The sequence below is a fragment of the Hyphobacterium sp. SN044 genome (assembly GCF_021864465.1).
Taxonomy (GTDB): Bacteria; Pseudomonadota; Alphaproteobacteria; order Caulobacterales; family Maricaulaceae; genus Hyphobacterium.
Genome location: NZ_JAKKUV010000001.1, coordinates 311,211 through 329,336, shown reverse-complemented (window position 1 = coordinate 329,336; position 18,126 = coordinate 311,211). Strand labels below are relative to the sequence as shown.

General features: G+C 65.2%; 17 protein-coding genes. 5 read left to right on the top strand and 12 right to left on the bottom strand.

From position 1 onward, the window contains the following. Positions 1 to 44 precede the first annotated feature (44 nt). A complete protein-coding gene (grxD, locus tag L5876_RS01710; RefSeq protein ID WP_236954365.1) occupies positions 45 to 377 on the top strand; it encodes a Grx4 family monothiol glutaredoxin in 333 nt (110 codons plus the stop codon). A 6-nt stretch (positions 378 to 383) separates the two neighbouring features. On the opposite strand, the gene L5876_RS01705 is transcribed toward grxD, so the two are convergent. Beyond that, on the bottom strand, positions 384 to 755 hold the full coding sequence (locus tag L5876_RS01705) for a hypothetical protein (RefSeq protein WP_236954364.1): 372 nt from the start codon (positions 753 to 755) through the stop codon (positions 384 to 386). Positions 756 to 1,032: 277 nt separating this feature from the next. Beyond that, a complete protein-coding gene (gene rpsD / locus L5876_RS01700) occupies positions 1,033 to 1,650 on the bottom strand; it encodes a 30S ribosomal protein S4 (RefSeq protein WP_236954363.1) in 618 nt (205 codons plus the stop codon). Positions 1,651 to 1,878: 228 nt separating this feature from the next. On the opposite strand from rpsD, the gene L5876_RS01695 reads away from it, so the two are divergent. Then, positions 1,879 to 3,177, top strand: coding sequence for an SDR family oxidoreductase (locus tag L5876_RS01695; RefSeq protein WP_236954362.1), 1,299 nt, complete (start codon positions 1,879 to 1,881; stop codon positions 3,175 to 3,177). Continuing rightward, a complete protein-coding gene (locus L5876_RS01690) occupies positions 3,174 to 3,644 on the top strand; it encodes a DUF2269 domain-containing protein (RefSeq protein WP_236954361.1) in 471 nt (156 codons plus the stop codon). Before L5876_RS01695 ends, L5876_RS01690 begins: the two co-directional genes overlap by 4 nt. Here L5876_RS01690 and L5876_RS01685 read toward each other — a convergent pair. Together L5876_RS01685 and L5876_RS01680 are read right to left on the bottom strand one after the other, a co-directional pair. Further along, a complete protein-coding gene (locus L5876_RS01685; RefSeq protein WP_236954360.1) occupies positions 3,641 to 4,078 on the bottom strand; it encodes a 6-carboxytetrahydropterin synthase in 438 nt (145 codons plus the stop codon). The two genes, L5876_RS01690 and L5876_RS01685, sit on opposite strands and share 4 nt — an antisense overlap. A 32-nt stretch (positions 4,079 to 4,110) precedes the next feature. After that, on the bottom strand, positions 4,111 to 4,848 hold the full coding sequence (locus L5876_RS01680; protein WP_236954359.1) for an RNA methyltransferase: 738 nt from the start codon (positions 4,846 to 4,848) through the stop codon (positions 4,111 to 4,113). Between the two features lie 108 nt (positions 4,849 to 4,956). Here L5876_RS01680 and L5876_RS01675 point away from each other — a divergent pair, with 108 nt between their 5' ends. Continuing rightward, positions 4,957 to 6,174 (top strand): NADP-dependent isocitrate dehydrogenase, encoded by a 1,218-nt coding sequence (locus tag L5876_RS01675; RefSeq protein WP_236954358.1) that lies wholly within the window; start codon positions 4,957 to 4,959, stop codon positions 6,172 to 6,174. 59 nt (positions 6,175 to 6,233) lie between these two features. Here L5876_RS01675 and L5876_RS01670 read toward each other — a convergent pair whose 3' ends face one another. The 8 genes from L5876_RS01670 to fliQ form a co-directional block, all read right to left on the bottom strand. Continuing rightward, positions 6,234 to 6,806: a hypothetical protein gene (locus L5876_RS01670; RefSeq protein WP_236954357.1), complete on the bottom strand. Its 573-nt coding sequence runs from the start codon at positions 6,804 to 6,806 to the stop codon at positions 6,234 to 6,236. 80 nt (positions 6,807 to 6,886) lie between these two features. Further along, the gene (locus tag L5876_RS01665) at positions 6,887 to 7,327 is read right to left on the bottom strand and encodes a nuclear transport factor 2 family protein (protein WP_236954356.1); all 441 of its coding nucleotides are present in this window, start codon (positions 7,325 to 7,327) and stop codon (positions 6,887 to 6,889) included. Then, a complete protein-coding gene (alaS, locus tag L5876_RS01660) occupies positions 7,327 to 9,978 on the bottom strand; it encodes an alanine--tRNA ligase (RefSeq protein WP_369281003.1) in 2,652 nt (883 codons plus the stop codon). The genes L5876_RS01665 and alaS overlap by 1 nt, the downstream gene beginning before the upstream one ends. 152 nt (positions 9,979 to 10,130) lie before the next feature. Further along, complete coding sequence (recA, locus tag L5876_RS01655) at positions 10,131 to 11,219, bottom strand: recombinase RecA (protein WP_236954354.1); 1,089 nt, start codon at positions 11,217 to 11,219, stop codon at positions 10,131 to 10,133. Between the two features lie 110 nt (positions 11,220 to 11,329). Continuing rightward, positions 11,330 to 13,867 carry an ATP-binding protein gene (locus tag L5876_RS01650; RefSeq protein WP_236954353.1) on the bottom strand — a complete coding sequence of 846 codons (2,538 nt, stop codon included), beginning with the start codon at positions 13,865 to 13,867 and terminating at the stop codon, positions 11,330 to 11,332. Between the two features lie 62 nt (positions 13,868 to 13,929). Continuing rightward, complete coding sequence (flhB, locus tag L5876_RS01645; RefSeq protein ID WP_236954352.1) at positions 13,930 to 15,000, bottom strand: flagellar biosynthesis protein FlhB; 1,071 nt, start codon at positions 14,998 to 15,000, stop codon at positions 13,930 to 13,932. A 9-nt stretch (positions 15,001 to 15,009) separates the two neighbouring features. Further along, positions 15,010 to 15,762 carry a flagellar biosynthetic protein FliR gene (gene fliR, locus L5876_RS01640; RefSeq protein ID WP_236954351.1) on the bottom strand — a complete coding sequence of 251 codons (753 nt, stop codon included), beginning with the start codon at positions 15,760 to 15,762 and terminating at the stop codon, positions 15,010 to 15,012. Then, entirely contained in the window at positions 15,759 to 16,022 is a 264-nt protein-coding gene (gene fliQ, locus L5876_RS01635) for a flagellar biosynthesis protein FliQ (protein WP_236954350.1), read from the bottom strand. Before fliQ ends, fliR begins: the two co-directional genes overlap by 4 nt. 195 nt (positions 16,023 to 16,217) lie before the next feature. Here fliQ and L5876_RS01630 point away from each other — a divergent pair, with 195 nt between their 5' ends. After that, positions 16,218 to 18,119, top strand: a complete 1,902-nt coding sequence (locus L5876_RS01630; protein WP_236954349.1) for a DUF885 family protein — start codon at positions 16,218 to 16,220, stop codon at positions 18,117 to 18,119. Positions 18,120 to 18,126: the final 7 nt, after the last annotated feature.

Genomic DNA, 18,126 nt, shown 5'->3' with positions numbered 1-18,126 from the left:
GCGGCTGCATAGCTCTCACGCTACCAAAGCAAGGGAATTCCGCCATGAGTGCGACCGTTCAGGACGATATCCGCGACATCATCCAGTCGAATGACGTGGTGCTGTTCATGAAGGGCACGCCGGTCTTCCCGCAGTGCGGGTTTTCCTCGGTCGTGGCGCGCGTACTCGACCATCTCCAGGTCGACTACCACTCGGTCAACGTGCTGGAAGACCATGACATTCGCGAAGGCATCAAGGCCTATTCCGACTGGCCGACCATCCCCCAGCTCTACGTAAAGGGCGAATTCGTCGGCGGCTGCGACATCGTGAAAGAGATGTTCGAGGCGGGGGAGCTTCAGATCTACCTCAAGGACAAGGGCGTCGCCCCGGCAGCGTAGGCGGTCTTACCGGGTCGGATTCGCCACCGTAACGGTCGCGCCCTGCGGCACGCCCAATTCCTCGAAACCGAAGGCGATCTCGACCCCGTTCGGCATCAGCGCGCGGCAATAATCCTCGCGCACGCGTTCCAGCAGAACCGAATAGCTGTTGTCGCGGCGGCTGACATCGACCCGGAAATCGCCCTTCTGCGTGCAGCCGTTCGAGGCAACGCGCACCACCAGGATGTCGTCGCCGATCAGACGCGAGCCTATCACGGTCTCGATCTGGGTTTCCGGTTCGTCGTTTCCGCCTGGAACCAGCGGAAGCCGCTGCACGGTCGAACACGCCGCCAGTGTGGCGGCAGACGCCGCGATCAGCGCGATTCTGAACAACATCATGCGACTCCCCGGATTTCCTGAATCAAAGTGATAACCCCGTCCGGCCTGCTCGCAAACCGCGTGCCGCCGCAAAGGGTGCGATCCATTCGATTCCACTTGCGCAGGATACCGGACTCTCCGTGTCAGGAGAACTGTTCAAGCGGAATTCCCGTTTCACGCGATTCCGACTCCACTTGCGCGGAAATCCGGAATCAATTCCGTCAGATATCCGCGCAAGCAAAAGGCCGCGCGGAGCAATCCGGCGCGGCCTTCGCAATGTCGTCGATGATCCCCGGAATTACGAGGAGTAGAATTCGACCACCAGGTTCGGTTCCATCTTCACCGGGTACGGAACCTCGGCGAATTCCGGAACGCGGGCATAGGTGGCCTTCATCGCCTTCGGATCAAGGTCGATATAGTCCGGCACGTCGCGTTCCGGGCTCTGCAGGGCTTCCAGGACCAGCGCCATGGAGCGCGAACGGTCGCGCACTTCGATGACGTCGCCCGGCTTGCAGACATAGGACGGAATGTTGACCTTGCGGCCATTCACCTTGACGTGGCCGTGGTTCACGAACTGGCGCGCCGCGAACACGGTCGGCACGAACTTGGCGCGGTAGACCACCGCGTCCAGACGCGATTCCAGCAGGCCGATCAGCAGCTCGGCGGTGTTACCGCGACGGCGCTGGGCTTCGGCATAGATGCGCGTGAACTGCTTTTCGGTGATGTTGCCGTAATAGCCCTTCAGCTTCTGCTTCGCCATGAGCTGCATGCCGAAGTCGGACAGCTTGCCCTTGCGGCGCTGACCGTGCTGGCCGGGGCCGTACGGACGGGAATTGATCGGGCTTTTCGGACGACCCCAGATGTTTTCGCCCATCCGGCGGTCGATCTTGTACTTCTGCGAATGACGCTTCGTCATTGTTTCTCTCTTTGGCGCGGGCCGGTGGGTCCGGTCCCTCATCCGGATCCACGATAAAAACGGCGGTGTCCGCGTCGTCCCGTGGGTTCATCGAAGGCAGCGGCCAAGCCCTGCCCTGTCGAGGGAAGCGGGGTTTCTACCCGCAGGCGGGGGAAAGTCAATGCCGCAAGGTGCGGACGGCTTGCCATGACTTGCGAAACAGGGAAGCGTTCGTATCGGGAGGCAGGGATGCGGATACTCGTTCTCGGCGGATATGGCCTGATCGGTTCGGCGGTGGTGCGCGAATGCCTGGCGCGCGGCCTTTCGGTCACCGGCGCTGGTCGCAATCCCGACCGCGGACGCCGCGCCATTCCGGGGGCGGAGTGGGTCGCGGCCGATCTCGCCCGGCTGACGCGGCCGGAGGACTGGTCCGGCGGGCTGGACGGCTATGATGCGGTGATCAACTGCGCCGGCGCCCTGCAGGATGGCGGCGGCGACGATCTTTGGGCGGTCCACCACACCGGTATCGCCGCACTGCTCGCCGCCTGTGAGGCCGCGGGCGTAACCCGCTTCGTGCAGATTTCCGCGCCGGGCGCAGACCCGGATGCCACGACCACCTTCATGCGGACCAAGGCGGCGGGCGACGCCTGGGTACGCGAAAGCCGTTTGCACTGGGCAATCCTGAAGCCCGGGCTGGTGATATCGCCGCACGCCTGGGGCGGGTCGGCGCTGTTGCGCGGTCTCGCCGCCCTCCCCTATGCGATTCCGGTCGCCCATGCGGCCGCGCCGGCCCAGACCGTCAGCGTATTCGAACTGGCCCGGGAGGCGGCCGATTGCGCTACGGGCCAGCGCCCGTCCGGCTATGAAGCGGATCTGGTGGAAGACGAGGCGCAAACGCTCGCCGAAATGATCGGGCGTATTCGTGACTGGCTTGGTTTCAGGCGGGTACCGATCCTTCCATTGCCCGGCTGGCTTGCCGGCCTCGCCGGACTGGCGGGCGATCTGGCGGCCGATCTCGGCTGGAAAACGCCGCTGCGCTCGACCGCGATGCGCACGATGGGCGCGGGCGTGACCGGTGACGCGTCGGCCTGGACCGCGGCGCGCGGCGGTCCGCCTTCCTCGCTCCCGCAGACACTCGGCGAGTTCGAAGCGGACATTCAGGCGCGGCGCTTCGCCCGGACCTATTTCCTCCACCCGTTGCTGATCGCGGGCCTGTCGCTGTTCTGGATCGTCTCGGGCGTCGTCGCCGTGTTCCAGCGCGATGCGGCGGCATCGATCCTGACCGCGGAAGGGATCGCAACGAGTACCGCCCTCACACTGACGCTCGGCGGGGCGGCGCTCGATATCGCGCTCGGGGCGGGCATTCTCATACGCCGCACCTCCAGCCTTGCCCTGGTGGGCACGATCACGCTGACGCTGGCCTATGCGGTATCGGCGACGGTCATCACACCGCATCTCTGGGCCGACCCGATGGGCACGCTGGTGAAGATGCTTCCGATCGTGCTCGCTGCACTGGCTGCGCTGGCCATGAACGGAAGCGAGAAATGACGGCAGAACTGATTCTGCGCTGGCTGCATGTGGGCGGGGCGACCGTCCTCCTCGGCACGGGGGCCGGCATCGCCTTCTTCATGGTGATGGCGCATCGCACAAGGGATGCGCGGCTGATCGCCCATGTGTCGGGGACGGTCGTGCTCGCCGACTGGCTCTTCACCGCCAGCGCCGTCGTCCTGCAACCCGTCACGGGTTATTTACTCGCCCGCACGGTCGGCTGGCCGCTCAGCGAAGGCTGGATCGTCTGGTCGCTGGCGCTCTATGGGATGGTCGGGGCGTTCTGGCTTCCCGTCGTCTGGATCCAGCACCGCATGCATGGGCTGGCCAAGGCCGCTGCTGCGTCGGGCGAGGCTCTGCCCCCGGCCTATTTCAAATGGTTCCGGATCTGGTTCGCCTGCGGCTTCCCGGCTTTCGCGGGCGTGCTCGCCATCCTCTGGCTGATGATCGCCCGGCCAGTTTTTTAGCCGACGACATCCGCATAGCAGTTCGGGGTTTCCCAGACGCGGATGCGCTGAACCGAGACACCGTCTTCGAGAAGCAGGTCGGATGCGATGCGGAACAGCTCGGCGGCAATGTTCTCCGCCGTCGGAGGCACGTCCATCAGGTAGACCGGGCGGCCATAGCTGGCGTTCGACGCGCAGACCGCCTTCACCGCCGGGTCCGGGTCGCCGCGCATCAGAATGGCGGTGTGGTCCCAGTTGGTGTCGATCCAGCCGCCGACCTTCTTCTTGATCACCGAGAAGTCGACGACGCGGCCAACCCCGTCCAACGCTTCGGCGGCGCAGGTGATCTCCGCGGAATAGCGGTGGCCGTGAAAGGCGCGGCAGATGCCCTCATGCCCCGGAATCCGGTGCAGGGCGTCCCAGGCGATGAGGCGGGTGCAGGTGATCGTCGGCATGGGCGGGTCTTTGGCGTCCGAAGGCGCGCGCGTCAATCCTCACGGACAATCCGGGCCTTGCCCCGGCCGATGGCCAGCGCCTTGATCGCGCCGCGGAAGGTACGGGCCTCCTGCTCGGTGAAGCGGGCGCGAATGAGGGCGGAGCGCAGATTGTTGATCATCAGCGGCGTCTTGTCGGGGGGATGGAAGAAGCCGGCACGGTCCAACTCGGTCTCGAAATGCTCGAACAGGCGGTCGATCTCGATGCGCGGTGCAGGCGGGGCCATATCCGTGAAGGCCTCCGGCACCGGGTCACCCGACGCCCACTCATAGGCCACGACCGCGACGGCCTGCGCCAGATTCAGCGACTTGAAGGCCGGATCAACCGGCAGAGTCAGGATCGCGTCCGCGCCGGCGACCGCGTCATTCTCCAGCCCCTGACGCTCGGCGCCAAACAGAATGCCCGTCCCCTCGCCCGCAGCCAGCGCACCCCGCGCTTCGGCGATCGCCTCGCGGCCGGTCAGCACGCGCTTTTCCATGCCGCGCGGGCGGGCGGTCGTGGCGTAGACGCGTGACAGGTCCGCGGTCGCTTCGGCAACCGTGTCGAAGACGCGGGCCGACTCAAGCACGGGCGAGCCCACCGCCATGGCTTCGGCCTGCGGATTGGGCCAGCCGTCGCGCGGCGCGACGAGGCGTAAATCGGCGAGACCGAAATTACCCATCACGCGCGCCGCAGCGCCGATATTCTCGCCCATTTGCGGGTTCACCAGAATGATGGCGGGCGCGCGCATACCAAGGCCCCTTTCGATCCGGCGCGGCGGGTGCTAGGAACCCGCCACATTTTCAATCCTCACGCACGTGCACGTGCCGTTTTCCAGTCAGAACGGAAGCAGACCGACATGGCCAAAATCAAAGTCGATACCCCGCTCGTCGAGCTCGACGGCGACGAGATGACCCGGATCATCTGGCAGTTGATCAAGGACTATCTCATCCACCCCTATCTCGACGTCGACCTGAAATACTACGACCTGTCGATCCAGAAGCGCGACGAGACGGATGACAAGATCACCGTCGAAGCGGCCGAGGCGATCAAGCATTACGGCGTCGGCGTCAAGTGCGCGACCATCACGCCGGACGAAGCCCGGGTCGAGGAATTCGGCCTGAAGAAGATGTGGCGCTCGCCGAATGGCACGATCCGCAACATCCTCGGCGGCGTCGTCTTCCGCGAACCGATCGTGATCTCGAACGTGCCGCGGCTGGTACCGGGCTGGACCAAGCCGATCGTCGTCGGCCGTCACGCCTTCGGCGACCAGTACCGCGCGACCGATTTCAGGGTGCCGGGCAAGGGCAAGCTGACGATGACCTTCACGCCGGACGATGGCGGCGAGAAGATGGAATACGAGATTTTCGAATTCCCGTCCGCAGGCGTCGCGATGGGCATGTACAATCTGGATGACTCGATCCGCGACTTTGCCCGCGCCAGTCTGAATTACGGCCTGCAGCGCGGTTGGCCGGTCTATCTGTCGACCAAGAACACGATCCTGAAAGCCTATGACGGCCGCTTCAAGGATCTGTTCCAGGAGATCTACGACGCCGAATTCAAGGACGCCTTCGCCTCGAAGGGCATCTCCTACGAACACCGCCTGATCGACGACATGGTCGCGGCCGCGATGAAGTGGTCCGGCGGCTTCGTCTGGGCGTGCAAGAACTATGACGGCGATGTGCAGTCCGACACCGTGGCGCAAGGCTTCGGCTCGCTCGGCCTGATGACGTCGGTGCTGATGAGCCCGGACGGCAAGACGGTCGAGGCCGAAGCCGCCCACGGCACCGTCACCCGCCACTACCGCCAGCATCAGCGCGGCGAGCAGACCTCGACGAATTCCATCGCGTCGATCTTCGCGTGGACACGCGGCCTGCACCACCGCGGCCGCATGGACGGCAATGAGGCGGTGATGAATTTCGCCGACAAGCTGGAGGCGACAGTCATCTCCACCGTCGAGGCCGGCTACATGACCAAGGACCTCGCCCTGCTCGTCGGCGACCAGCAAGGCTGGCTCTCGACCGAGGGCTTCCTGGAAAAGGTCAATGAGCGCTTCGCCGCGGCGATGAAGGGCTAAGGCCCGCATAGACCGAAACGAAAAGGCCGGGCCATCGCCCGGCCTTTTTCATTCGGGCGTTACTCCGCCAGTTCGATGCTGCGGGGATCGAACAGCGGCAGGTCCTGACCCGCCCAGACATAGACCGCGGTGTGCGCGCCGATGATCTTGAAGAACTGCACCTGCGCCCCTTCGCCAAAGAGTCCGCAGGCTTCCCACGGTTCGTTCAGCGCATTGAGTTCGGCTTCGTAATCGCCGTCCGGCCCATAGGTCCAGAAACCCGGCTCGTCCTCGCTGAAGGTGCAGCGCACGCGTTCGTCTTCTGGCACGTTGGCTTCCGCCACCATCCGCATCAATGCCGCGGCTTCCACGTCTGGATCATGGAAGACCTGGATCCGCTCCATCTGATAGCCGTCGGTGAAGACCTCGCTGATCATGCCGTCGATCGCGTAATCCAGGCTGATCTGCATGTCCGGATCATCGCAGCGCTGAATGCGCAGAGCGAGATCGGGCATGGAGGACGTTTCCGGCGCGGCCAGCACCGTGTCTTCCCATGTGCAGCCCGGATAGGCCGGCACGTCTTCGGAATACTGAGCATTTGCGGTGGTTGTTGACACCGCCGCCAGACAGGTCAACGCAAGCATCATGCGCATCGGAACGCCTCCCCTTCAGGTTGAACAGCCCGAGGGAATTCTACTCCGCGGCGATGATTTGCGACAGGAAAATCGGTGCCTCAGACGGACTGACGCCGCATGGTGACGAAGGTTTCCGCCTCGATCCGCCAATCGTCGCCGTCGAGCCGCCATTTCGCGAAATACCGCCCGGTGTAGCGCACGGTCATGCCCTCGACGGTCCAGCCGCCGGTCCAGCGTCCGCTTTCGGCCGCCAGCAATCCGTCCTCGTTCACCTCGATGCGCGCGGGGCTCCGCACATAAGTGACGTCCGGCGCCTCATTGAAGATCGTCGTCCACGCCTCGATCTGGGCGTCGCGGCCATTGATCAGAGGCGCATCCTCGCCCGGGACGAGGATGGCGTTTGCGTGCAGGCAGTCGGCGATCGCCTTCAGCGACCGGGTTTCCAGCGCCGTGTTGAAGGCCGCCCGCACGGACGCAATGGCGCGCCCGGCGGCCTTGTCGCCAGCGAACTGGATGTCGGACTTCGGCTGTCTTGCCATCAGCCTGCGATGGCCGACTTGATCGCCGCGATGGCGTCATCCGCTTTCGACCCGTCCGGCCCACCGGCCTGGGCAAAGTCCTCGCGGCCGCCGCCGCCCTTGCCGCCCACGGCCTCGGCGCCAACGCGGACGAGCTCCACCGCGGAGAATTTGCCTTTGAGGTCGTCCGTCACGCCGACCGCCAGCGCCGCCTTGCCGTCATTGACACCGACAAAGGCAACCACGCCCGAGCCCAGCTGACCCTTGGCGTCGTCCACCAGCGCGCGAAGGTCCTTGCCGCCAACGCCTTCGGCGACGCGGCCGATGAATTTCGTGCCGCCGACATCTTCGGGGCCCGCAGGAGAAGCGGCCCCGCCACCGCCCATGGCGAGCTGCTTCTTGGCCTCGGCCAGCTGGCGTTCCAGCGACTTGCGTTCATCGACCAGCGCGGCGATCCGCGTCTGGAGGTCTCCGACCGGGATTTTCAGCGCCTCGGCGGATTTGCGGGCGATGCCGGCCTGGTTTTCCAGCCATTGCCGCGCGGCTTCGCCGGTCAGCGCCTCGATCCGGCGCACGCCAGACGCGACCGCGCCTTCGGACACGATCTTGAACAGGGCGATATCGCCGGTGCGCGCGACATGCGTGCCGCCGCAGAGCTCAACGGAATAGCGCCGCCCCGGCTCGACATCGCGGCCCATCGCGAGGACGCGGACCATGTCGCCATACTTCTCGCCGAACAGAGCCAGCGCGCCGGCCTTGATGGCGTCTTCCGGGGCCATTTCCTTGGTCTCGGCCACATCGTTCTGGCGAATGATCGCATTCACCTCGGCCTCGATACGCGCGATCTCGTCGGCGCTTACCGACTTGGGATGCGAGAAGTCGAAGCGCAGCCGGTCGGGCCCGACATAGGAGCCCTTCTGGGTCACATGCGTGCCCAGCACATCGCGCAGCGCGCGGTGCAGAAGGTGGGTGGCCGAGTGGTTCGCGCGGGTGCGCGAACGGCGGCCCTCATCGACCGTCAGGGTCGCGGTATCACCGATGGCGATCGAGCCCGATTCCAGACGCCCGACATGACCATGCATGTCGCCGCCGCACTTTTGCACGTCGTCGACGACGAAACGCGCGCCACTGGCGAATTCGATCACGCCGGCGTCACCGATCTGACCGCCGCTCTCACCGTAGAAAGGCGTGCGGTCGAAGACGAGTTCACCGCTTTGTCCAGCTTCGAGCGTGTCCTGTTCTGATCCGCCCGCGACGATGGCGGTCAATTCGCCCTTCTCGGCGTGGCAATCATAGCCGAGGAAGTCGGTCTTCCCGAGCCGGTCGCGGACCGCGAACCAGACGGCGTCCGGCGCGGCTTCGCCCGAGCCCTTCCAGTTCGCCCGGGCCGCGTCGCGCTGGCCTTCCATCGCGACCTCGAACGCCTCGGTGTCGACCGTCATGCCGCGGGCGCGAAGCGCGTCCTGCGTCAGGTCGAGCGGGAAGCCATAGGTGTCGTAGAGGCGGAAGGCCGTCTCGCCGGACAGCGAGTCGCCTTCCTTCATGCCGCGCGTGGCCTCGTCGAGCAGGGCCAGGCCCCGGCCAAGCGTGCGCTGGAAACGTTCTTCCTCGGCCTCGAGCGTCGACTGGATCATTTCCTGCGCGCGCGGCAGTTCCGGGAAGGCTTCGCCCATCTGTTTGACCAGCGCCGGCACCAGCTTGTGCATGACCGGTTCGGTCGCGCCGAGCAGGTGCGCATGGCGCATCGCGCGGCGCATGATGCGGCGCAGGACATAGCCCCGGCCTTCGTTGGAGGGCGACACGCCATCCGCCATCAGGAATGAGGTCGAGCGCAGGTGATCGGCGATGACGCGGTGGCTCGCCAGCGCGTCGCCCTCGGCCTTCGAAGACAGGACTTCTTCGGACGCCTCGATCAGCGCCTTGAACAGGTCGACCTCGTAATTGTTATGGACACCTTGCAGAACCGCCGCGATCCGCTCCAGCCCCATGCCGGTATCAATCGAGGGCTTGGGCAGGGAAATGCGCTCTCCGCCGTCCTTCTGCTCGAACTGCATGAAGACGAGATTCCAGATCTCGATGAAACGGTCGCCGTCTTCGCCGGGCGATCCCGGAGGGCCGCCGGGAATACCCGGGCCGTGATCATAGAAGATTTCCGAGCACGGGCCGCAGGGACCGGTGTCGCCCATCATCCAGAAGTTATCCATCGTGGATATCCGGATGATCCGGTCATCGGACAGGCCGGCGATTTTCTTCCACAGACCATGCGCCTCGTCGTCTTCCGAATAGACGGTGACCAGAAGCTTGTCCTTCGGGAGGCCGAAATCCTTCGTCAGCAGCGTCCAGGCGTGCTCGATCGCCCGTTCCTTGAAATAGTCGCCGAAGGAGAAATTCCCCAGCATTTCGAAGAATGTGTGGTGGCGGGCGGTGTAGCCGACATTGTCGAGGTCGTTGTGCTTGCCCCCGGCGCGCACGCATTTCTGCGTCGTCACGACACGCGGCTTGGCGCGCTTTTCCTGCCCGGTGAAGACGTTCTTGAACTGCACCATGCCGGCATTGGTGAAGAGCAGCGTCGGGTCGTCCTTGGGAACGAGCGGGCTCGACGGCACGACCTCGTGATCGTGCTTGGCGAAATAGTCGAGAAATCCGCTGCGGATGTCGCGCAGGCTGGTCATCATGGCGTCCTTACCGGCCACGGTGCGGGCCGGGTGTGTCTTGTGCCGGTGTTACGGGCGGTGAATGTCACTCCATATACGAACGGGCGCCCGGCCTCGCCAAGCGCCCGCTGCTGAAATTTTTGCGGCTGCGAAGTTACCGGGCTGACGGATCAGCTCGCGGCGGCCTCGTCACCCCCGTCGTCCTCGACGTCGGGGCCGGTCAGCATCTCGTCAGCAATCACGCCGGAATTGGCGCGGACCTTCGCCTCGATCTCGTTGGCGATATCCGGGTTGTCGAGGAGGAAGCGGCGTACATTCTCGCGGCCCTGCCCGATGCGTTCGGAATTGTAGGAGAACCAGGAGCCCGACTTCTCGACGATGCCCCCCTTCACGCCGAGATCGAGGATCTCGCCGGTCTTGGAAATGCCCTCGCCGTAGAGGATGTCGAACTCGACCTCGCGGAAGGGCGGGGCGACCTTGTTCTTCACCACTTTCACGCGGGTCTGGTTGCCGATCACCTCGTCGCGATTCTTGATCTGGCCGATGCGGCGGATGTCGAGACGGACGGAGGAGTAGAATTTCAGCGCATTGCCGCCGGTCGTGGTTTCGGGGTTGCCGAACATCACGCCGATCTTCATGCGGATCTGGTTGATGAAGATCACCATCGTATGGGACTTCGAGATCGAGCCGGTCAGCTTGCGCAGCGCCTGGCTCATCAGGCGGGCCTGCAGGCCCGGCAGGCTGTCGCCCATCTCGCCTTCCAGCTCGGCGCGCGGCGTCAGCGCGGCGACCGAGTCGATGACGAGCACGTCGACCGCGCCGGAACGGACCAGCGTGTCGGCGATCTCGAGCGCCTGTTCACCCGCGTCCGGCTGGGACACCAGAAGTTCGGCGACGTCGACGCCCAGCTTGCCGGCATAGACCGGGTCGAGCGCATGCTCGGCGTCGATGAAGGCGGCGACACCGCCATTCTTCTGCGCTTCGGCGACACAGTGCAGCGCCAGCGTGGTCTTGCCCGAGGATTCCGGGCCGTAGATCTCGATGATGCGGCCCTTGGGCAGGCCGCCGATGCCGAGTGCGATGTCGAGACCGAGCGAACCGGTCGGGATCGCCTCGATATCCATGTCCGGGCGTTCGCCCAGCTTCATCACCGAGCCCTTGCCGAAGGCACGGTCAATCTGGGAGAGCGCGGCTTCGAGCGCCTTCTTCTTGTCGGAGGTGTCGTTGTTCTTCACGAGACGAATCGCATTGCTGGCCATGGGTCCTGCCCCTTATTTCACGGCCCCGTCAGCGGGGCAATTGAAGGGGCTTGTACCGCGTTTGTTCCCGGAACGCAACCGGAACATTTGAAGGAGCGGAACGCGGCCTGTCAGGCCGCGTCGGCGTCCTCGGCGCGTGCGCCGATCTCGCTCTTCACCTTCTCGGCCAGCTGCGACAGCGTGAAGGGCTTGGGCAGGAAGGAGATGTCGTGCTCGCGCGAGAGCGTGTGCGAGAACTCCTCCTCGGCATAGCCGGAGATGAAGACGATCCGGGTCGTGGCCAAGAGATCGCGCGCCTTCTCGACGAGTCCCGGACCATCCAGGCCCGGCATGACAACGTCGGAGATCAGGAGGTCGAATGTGCTCTCACCGTCCTGCAGGATGGCGAGCGCCTTCTCCCCGTCCTCGGCTTCAGTGACCTCATAGCCGCGCTTGGCAAGCGTGCGGGCCGCGATCATGCGCACCTTGTCCTCGTCCTCGACGAGGAGGATGCGGCCGCGCCCGGCGAGGTCGGCCGGCTTGGGTTCGATCGCCCGCTCGGCCTTCTTGCGTTCGACCTCCTCGCGCACTTCCTCGGTCGCCTCGGTGGCGGGCAGGAAGAGGCGGAAAGTCGTGCCCTTGCCGAGTTCGGACTCGACGAAAAGAAAGCCGCCAGACTGCTTGACGATGCCGTAGACGGTGGCGAGGCCGAGCCCGGTGCCCTTGCCTTGCGGCTTGGTGGTGAAGAAGGGCTCGAAGATTTTCTCCCGCGTCGCCTCGTCCATTCCGGTGCCTTCGTCTTGCACCTCGATCAGGACCCAGTCGCCGGCCACCGGGTCTGGCGCCCCGGCCTCGCGGACCTCGTCTGCGGTCGCGGCGGAGGTGCGGATCGTCATCGTGCCGCCGCCCTTCTCGCGCATCGCGTCGCGGCCATTGGCGACGAGGTTGATGATCGCGGTTTCCAGCTGACCCTTGTCGGCGCGGATCGGCGGCAGGTCGCGGCCGTGGACGATCTCCAGTTTCACCGTCTCCTCGAGGATCTGGCGCAGGAGGATGGAGAAGTCGGACAGCACGTCCGGCACTTCCAGCGTCTCGACCCGGAAGGTCTGCTTGCGCGAGAAGGCGAGCAGCTTCTTCACCAGGCCCGCGGCGCGCGCGATGGTCGAGTTGATGTGCTGCAGGTCGGCGTAGGAGGGATCGCCGACCGGATGGCGGCCGAGCAATTCGTCGACCGTCAGGCGCAGCGCCGTCAGCAGATTGTTGAATTCGTGCGCGACGCCGCCGGCGAGCTGGCCGACCGCCTGCATCTTGTTGCCCTGCGCGAATTTCCGCTCGAGGTCCTTCCACGCCGAGACGTCGATGACATAGGCGACGCGTTTGCCGCCGCGGGCCGGTGCGAAGACCAGGTGCGCCTCGCGCTTGGATTCGCCCTTGAGGACGACTTCGGCCGGCTCGGTCGTGCCGCTGGAGGCGCGGGCGATCGCCTCGGCCGGCGTGCGCCCGTCGCTCCAGTCGAACAGGTCGATGAATTTCGCGCCGGGGATGGCCGTGCCGCCGCAATACTGCAGCAGCGCCGGGTTGGCGTCCTCGATGATCGCGGCTTCCGGGTCTGCCCCGTCGAGCCGGGCGACGCCGAAGGGCGCGGAGAAGAACATCTCGTCGAAGGTGCGCCCGGCCTTGGCGCCGGTCGGCATGGCCTGGGCGATTCCCGGCGGCGCGCCGGTGGTCGACAGGCCATAGACGATGGCGCGGCCGACGGGCTGCTTGCCGCCTTCCCAGCGGATTGCGATGGCGACCGGCGTCTCCACCCCTTCCCGCCCTTTGAGGCGCGCATCGAGGCGCACCGTGTCGGGCTGGCCGCAGGTCTTCAGCACCGCGCGCGCGCCGTCGCCGGTCAGCATGTCGCGCAGCGCCGGCAATTCGTCCTCGCGCTTCAGGCCGAGCCACTCGCGCAGCGTCGCATTGCCGTCGAGCAGCTTGCCCTTGGGGTCGATAGCCATAAGGCCGGCCGGGGCATTGTCGGCCCAGTCCGGGCGCAGGCGCGTGTCCTTTTCGCCTGTGACTTCGTCGACAGACGGCATGACCCGCCAGACAATGTGATCGTCGCCGGAGGGGCGCACCTCGATGTCGTAGCGGCGCAGTTCGCCGTCCACGTCGAGCGCGGGCATGCGTTCGCGCGCCGTCGCACCGGAGGCCGCCGCCAGGATCAGGCGATAGATCGCCCCGTCGCTGCCGGCCCAGATCCGGTCCGGACCGGCGAGTGCGAGGCTCTGGCCGAGACCGCCCGCCGTTTTCGCGATATCGCGATAGGCGGCATTGCCCCAGCGCGGCGCGCCCTTGCGATTGGTCACGAGCACCGGGTCTGCCAGCAGATCGAGCGCTTCGAGCGCCAGTGCCGACGGTCCCGGGAGGGCATGGCGTTCGGCCTTTTCGCGCAGGGCGCGCCCGGCGGCTTCACCGGCGGCGAGCGCGTAAAGCAGGAGGAAAGCGGCGACCGCGAACCCGGCCAGCAGGATGAAGCCGTGCCAGCCCGCTTCGGACGCCGCGAACAGTGCCACACCGGCCGAGGCCAGGGCGCAGAGGGCGGCGGTCCAGAACAATCCGCGAGCCACCGGCTGGGTCCAGAGCGGCGCCCGCATCGCTTTCACGGGCTGGGTAAATTCGGCCATGGAATCCTCCGTACGCGATCCGAATCGCGCGTCCGTTCGAAACTCTACATCGCAACGCGGCGTCACGCCCGCTTGCGCGCGAGCGTGAGCACGTAGCCGATCACCTTGGCGACCGCCTTGTAGTGTTCGGCGGGAATGGTTTCGTCGATCTCAACACTGGCGTGGAGCGCCCGGGCGAGCGGCGGATCCTCGACGATCGGCACGCCGTGCTCCTTCGCCAGCTCCCGAATGCGCAAGGCAACCGCGTCGGCACCCTTGGCGACGCAGATCGGCGCGGCGGTCACGCCCTGCTCGTATTTCAGTGCCACGGCATAGTGGGTCGGGTTTGTGATCACTACGGTCGCGTCCGGCACGGCGGCCATCATGCGCCGGCGGGCGCGCTCCTGGCGGATCTGGCGAAGGCGCGCGCGGATCATCGGGTCGCCCTCGGTCTGTTTCAGCTCGTCCTTCAAATCCCGGCGCGACATGCGGTTGCGCTTCATGAAACTTTGTCGCTGGTAGATGTAGTCGAGCGCGGCGATGGCGGCATAGGCCACGAGCGCGGCGATGAAGAGCAGGATCACGTCCGTCAGGACGACCTGCAGAATGCCCGACACGTCCATGGCCGGCAGGGCTGCCAGCTCGGTCCGCTTCGGCCAGATCACGATGAAGATCGCGCCGGAGACCAGCGCCATCTTGCCGAGGCCTTTGAGGAAGTTGGCCCAGCCCTGCGGGCCGAACATCCGCTTCACGCCCTCAACCGGATTCAGCTTCGACAGTTTCGGGTTCATCTTCTCGGTCGAGAACAAGAGCCCGGTCTGGACGAGGTGCCCGGCCAGACCCGCGCCCATCAGGATCAGGAAGGAAAACCCGACCGCCAGCGCGACCGTCCAGGCGGTTGCGGCCGTCAGGTCGAGCGCGGCGGCTGGATCGAGGCTGAGCTCGTGCGGGCGCGCCAGGAAGACCGACAGGCTGCCGGCCAGATGGCGCGCAATGGACGGTCCCAAGAGGGCAATGACGACGAGGCCGGAAGCCAGCACGAACCAGCCCGGTATCTCCTGCGATTTGGGAACGTCGCCTTTCTCGCGCGCCTGTTGCAGGCGCTTCGCTGTCGGCTCTTCTGTTTTTTCGCTTTCGTCCTGATCGTCTGCCATCGCGCGCTCCTACTGGAATTCGACGGCGAAGGATTCGAGACGCTGGAGCCAGACCATGGCCATGGCCCCCACCGAGATCGCGAAGATGAAGAAGCCGGCCAGGATGTTCACCGGCATGGCGATGAAGAAGATTTGCGCCTGCGGCATCAGGCGCGAAAGCACGCCGAGGCCGAAATAGAAGACCAGACCGAAGACGATCAGCGGCGCGGCGATCTGGATGCCGATCCGGAAGCTGTCGGAAAAGACAGTCAGCGCCCATTCCGCTGCATCGGCGAGCGGCGGCAGCGACCCGACCGGCATGACGTCATACGAACCGCGGGCGGCCAGGAGCAGCAGATGATGCAGGTTGGTGACGAAGATCAGCACGATGAAAAGCAGGTTCAGGAAGGTCGACATCAGGGCGCCGGACTGCCCCTGCGAGGGGTCGAAGGCCTGCGCCATGGCGAGGCCCGTCTGCTGGCCGACAATCTGGCCGGCGACAGAGGCGACCGACATGAACATGCGCATGACCGCGCCGATCATCAGACCGATCAGCGCCTCGCTCATCAGCATCGCGGCCATGGCCAGCGGCTGCACCGGTTCGGCGGGCAACTCGGGCGCGATGAACGGGGCGAGCGCCAGCGAGAACATCAGCGCAAAGGCCAGACGCGCGCGCGGCGGCACGCCGGGCTCACCGATGCCGGGCATAAGCATGAGAATCGCCCCGAGCCGCGCAAAGATCAGCGCACCGGCATAGACGAGCGCTGAGAGTTCATCATTCACGAGGCGACGATCCGGTCGGCAATGCCGTTCATGAAGGCCGACATCAGAGCCCCCATCACGGGCAGGAAAATCAGAAGCGCCACGAAGATCGCGATGATCTTCGGCACGAAAACCAGTGTCATTTCCTGAACTTGCGTCAGCGCCTGGAAGAGCGCGATCACCACGCCGACGGCGAGACCGACCAGCATGACCGGCGCCGACAACGCCAGCATCAGCCAGATCGCATCGCGCGCCAGATCGAGAACTTCGCTGCCATTCATGGGACGCCGCCTGCCCGGAATTAACCAAGTTGCGTAGCCGACGCTCCGCCCGTTCGCGTTAAGAAAGGGTCAATAAGTGTAAACGCGCCGCAGCGGCCGAGGCGCCACATTACAGATTGGTCAGGTTTACCGAACGCTCCGAGGCGTTAAGAAAGGGGCAGCAAACCCTTTGTCTGGACGGGGAGGTCCGACCCAATGCGTGCATTTCTGATCAGTGTGAGCGCCGCCGCGCTTCTTGCCGCCTGCGGTAATCCGGAAGCCGAAGATGCGAACACGGCCGCCGATCCGGCCACCTCTGCCGAAACGGCGATGACCGACGCCGAAACCGGAACCGAAATCACGGCTGAGGACCGTGAAGCGGAGACCGAGCGGCTGAACGCCTTCTTCCAGGAAGTCTTCGAGCGCGAGCTGGCGCTGTCGCCGCAAGGCCAGACCTATCTCGGCATGGTCGACGACAATGATGCCTATGGCCGCTGGGACGATGTCAGCGACGAGGCTTTCGAGGCCGGAATGGACCGTGCGCGCAGCGATCTGGATCGTCTGCACAACGACTTCGACTACGACCGCCTGACCGAACAGGCACAGGTCAGCTACCGCTTCTTCGAATTCGTTCAGCAGAACTCTCTCGACCAGGGCGAATTCCGCGACCAGACCTACATCTTCACGCAATTCTTCGGGCCGCATTCGGACATGCCGTCCATGCTGATCGGCTATCACCGTGTGAACAATGCCGACCAGGCCCGCGCCTATGTCAGCCGCCTCGAAGGCCTTGGCCCGGCCATCGAACAATTGACCGCCCAGGCGCAGGCCCGCGCGGAAGCCGGCGTCCAGCCGCCGGCCTTCGCCTACCCGGTCGTGATCAACACCGCGCGCGGCATCATCACCGGCGCGCCGTTCGACGACACCGGTTCGGACAGCCCGCTCTGGGCCGACCTGCAGGAAAAGACCAACGCGCTCGACATTCCGCAGGAGGAAAAGGACGCGATTCTCGAGGCTGGCCGCGACGCCCTCATCAATTCGGTCCAGCCGGCCTATGAGGCGCTGATTGCGGAGATGGAACGCCAGGCCGGAACCGTCGGCGAGGATGACGGCGTGTGGCACCTGCCGCGCGGCGAAGCCTATTACGCCGCCCAGCTGCGCAACTACACGACGCGCGACGATTTGTCGGCGGAAGACATCCACCAGCTTGGCCTGTCAGAAGTCGACCGCATCCACGAAGAGATGCGCGCCATCATGGAAGAGGTCGGCTTCGAGGGCACGCTGCAGGAATTCTTCGCCCACCTGCGCGAGAGCCCGGAATTCTACTACGAGAACACCGAGGAAGGCCGGGCGCGCTATCTCGCCGAGGCGACCGCCATGGTCGACACGATGCGCGAGGAAATTCCGGCCTATTTCGGCCGCCTGCCTCAGGCCGAGATGGAAGTCCGCGCGGTCGAACCCTACCGGATCGAGACCGCGACCGGCGCCTTCTATGAACCCGGCCCGCTCGATCGGTCCGCGCCTGCGGCCTATTACGTGAACCTCGCCCATATGGAGGAAGTGCCGGTCTACCAGATGGAGACGCTGGCCTATCATGAGGGCATTCCGGGCCATCACCTGCAGTCGGCGATCGCGCAGGAACTGGAAGGCGTCCCGATGTTCCAGCGCGTGACCTGGTATTCGGCCTATGGCGAAGGCTGGGCGCTCTATTCCGAACGGCTCGGCAAGGACATGGGCATGTTCACAGATCCGTATCAGGATTTCGGCCGCCTCTCCTATGAAGTGTTCCGCGCCGCCCGCCTCGTCGTCGATACCGGCATCCACCATCACCGCTGGACCGAGGAACAGGCCGCCGAATACATGCTGGAAAACACGCCGATGACCGCCGGCGACATCCAGAACGAGATCCGCCGCTACATCGTGTGGCCGGGTCAGGCGGTGTCCTACAAGGTCGGCATGGAAACCATTCTCGACCTGCGCCAGAGGGCCATGGACGCGCTGGGCGAAGATTTTGACTACCGCGAATTCCACGACGTCGTGCTGGGCAATGGCTCGGTGCCGTTGACCCTGCTCAGCGACCTCGTCGACGAATACATCGCCGAAAACCAGAACGGCTGATGCCGCG

Excerpts from the sequence above, each read along its gene's own strand:
- grxD (WP_236954365.1), top strand. The coding sequence starts at position 45 with ATGAGTGCGACCGTTCAGGACGATATCCGCGACATCATCCAGTCGAAT.
- L5876_RS01705 (WP_236954364.1), bottom strand. The coding sequence starts at position 755 with ATGATGTTGTTCAGAATCGCGCTGATCGCGGCGTCTGCCGCCACACTG.
- rpsD (WP_236954363.1), bottom strand. The coding sequence starts at position 1,650 with ATGACGAAGCGTCATTCGCAGAAGTACAAGATCGACCGCCGGATGGGC.
- L5876_RS01695 (WP_236954362.1), top strand. The coding sequence starts at position 1,879 with ATGCGGATACTCGTTCTCGGCGGATATGGCCTGATCGGTTCGGCGGTG.
- L5876_RS01690 (WP_236954361.1), top strand. The coding sequence starts at position 3,174 with ATGACGGCAGAACTGATTCTGCGCTGGCTGCATGTGGGCGGGGCGACC.
- L5876_RS01685 (WP_236954360.1), bottom strand. The coding sequence starts at position 4,078 with ATGCCGACGATCACCTGCACCCGCCTCATCGCCTGGGACGCCCTGCAC.
- L5876_RS01680 (WP_236954359.1), bottom strand. The coding sequence starts at position 4,848 with ATGCGCGCGCCCGCCATCATTCTGGTGAACCCGCAAATGGGCGAGAAT.
- L5876_RS01675 (WP_236954358.1), top strand. The coding sequence starts at position 4,957 with ATGGCCAAAATCAAAGTCGATACCCCGCTCGTCGAGCTCGACGGCGAC.
- L5876_RS01670 (WP_236954357.1), bottom strand. The coding sequence starts at position 6,806 with ATGCGCATGATGCTTGCGTTGACCTGTCTGGCGGCGGTGTCAACAACC.
- L5876_RS01665 (WP_236954356.1), bottom strand. The coding sequence starts at position 7,327 with ATGGCAAGACAGCCGAAGTCCGACATCCAGTTCGCTGGCGACAAGGCC.
- alaS (WP_369281003.1), bottom strand. The coding sequence starts at position 9,978 with ATGACCAGCCTGCGCGACATCCGCAGCGGATTTCTCGACTATTTCGCC.
- recA (WP_236954354.1), bottom strand. The coding sequence starts at position 11,219 with ATGGCCAGCAATGCGATTCGTCTCGTGAAGAACAACGACACCTCCGAC.
- L5876_RS01650 (WP_236954353.1), bottom strand. The coding sequence starts at position 13,867 with ATGGCCGAATTTACCCAGCCCGTGAAAGCGATGCGGGCGCCGCTCTGG.
- flhB (WP_236954352.1), bottom strand. The coding sequence starts at position 15,000 with ATGGCAGACGATCAGGACGAAAGCGAAAAAACAGAAGAGCCGACAGCG.
- fliQ (WP_236954350.1), bottom strand. The coding sequence starts at position 16,022 with ATGAATGGCAGCGAAGTTCTCGATCTGGCGCGCGATGCGATCTGGCTG.
- L5876_RS01630 (WP_236954349.1), top strand. The coding sequence starts at position 16,218 with ATGCGTGCATTTCTGATCAGTGTGAGCGCCGCCGCGCTTCTTGCCGCC.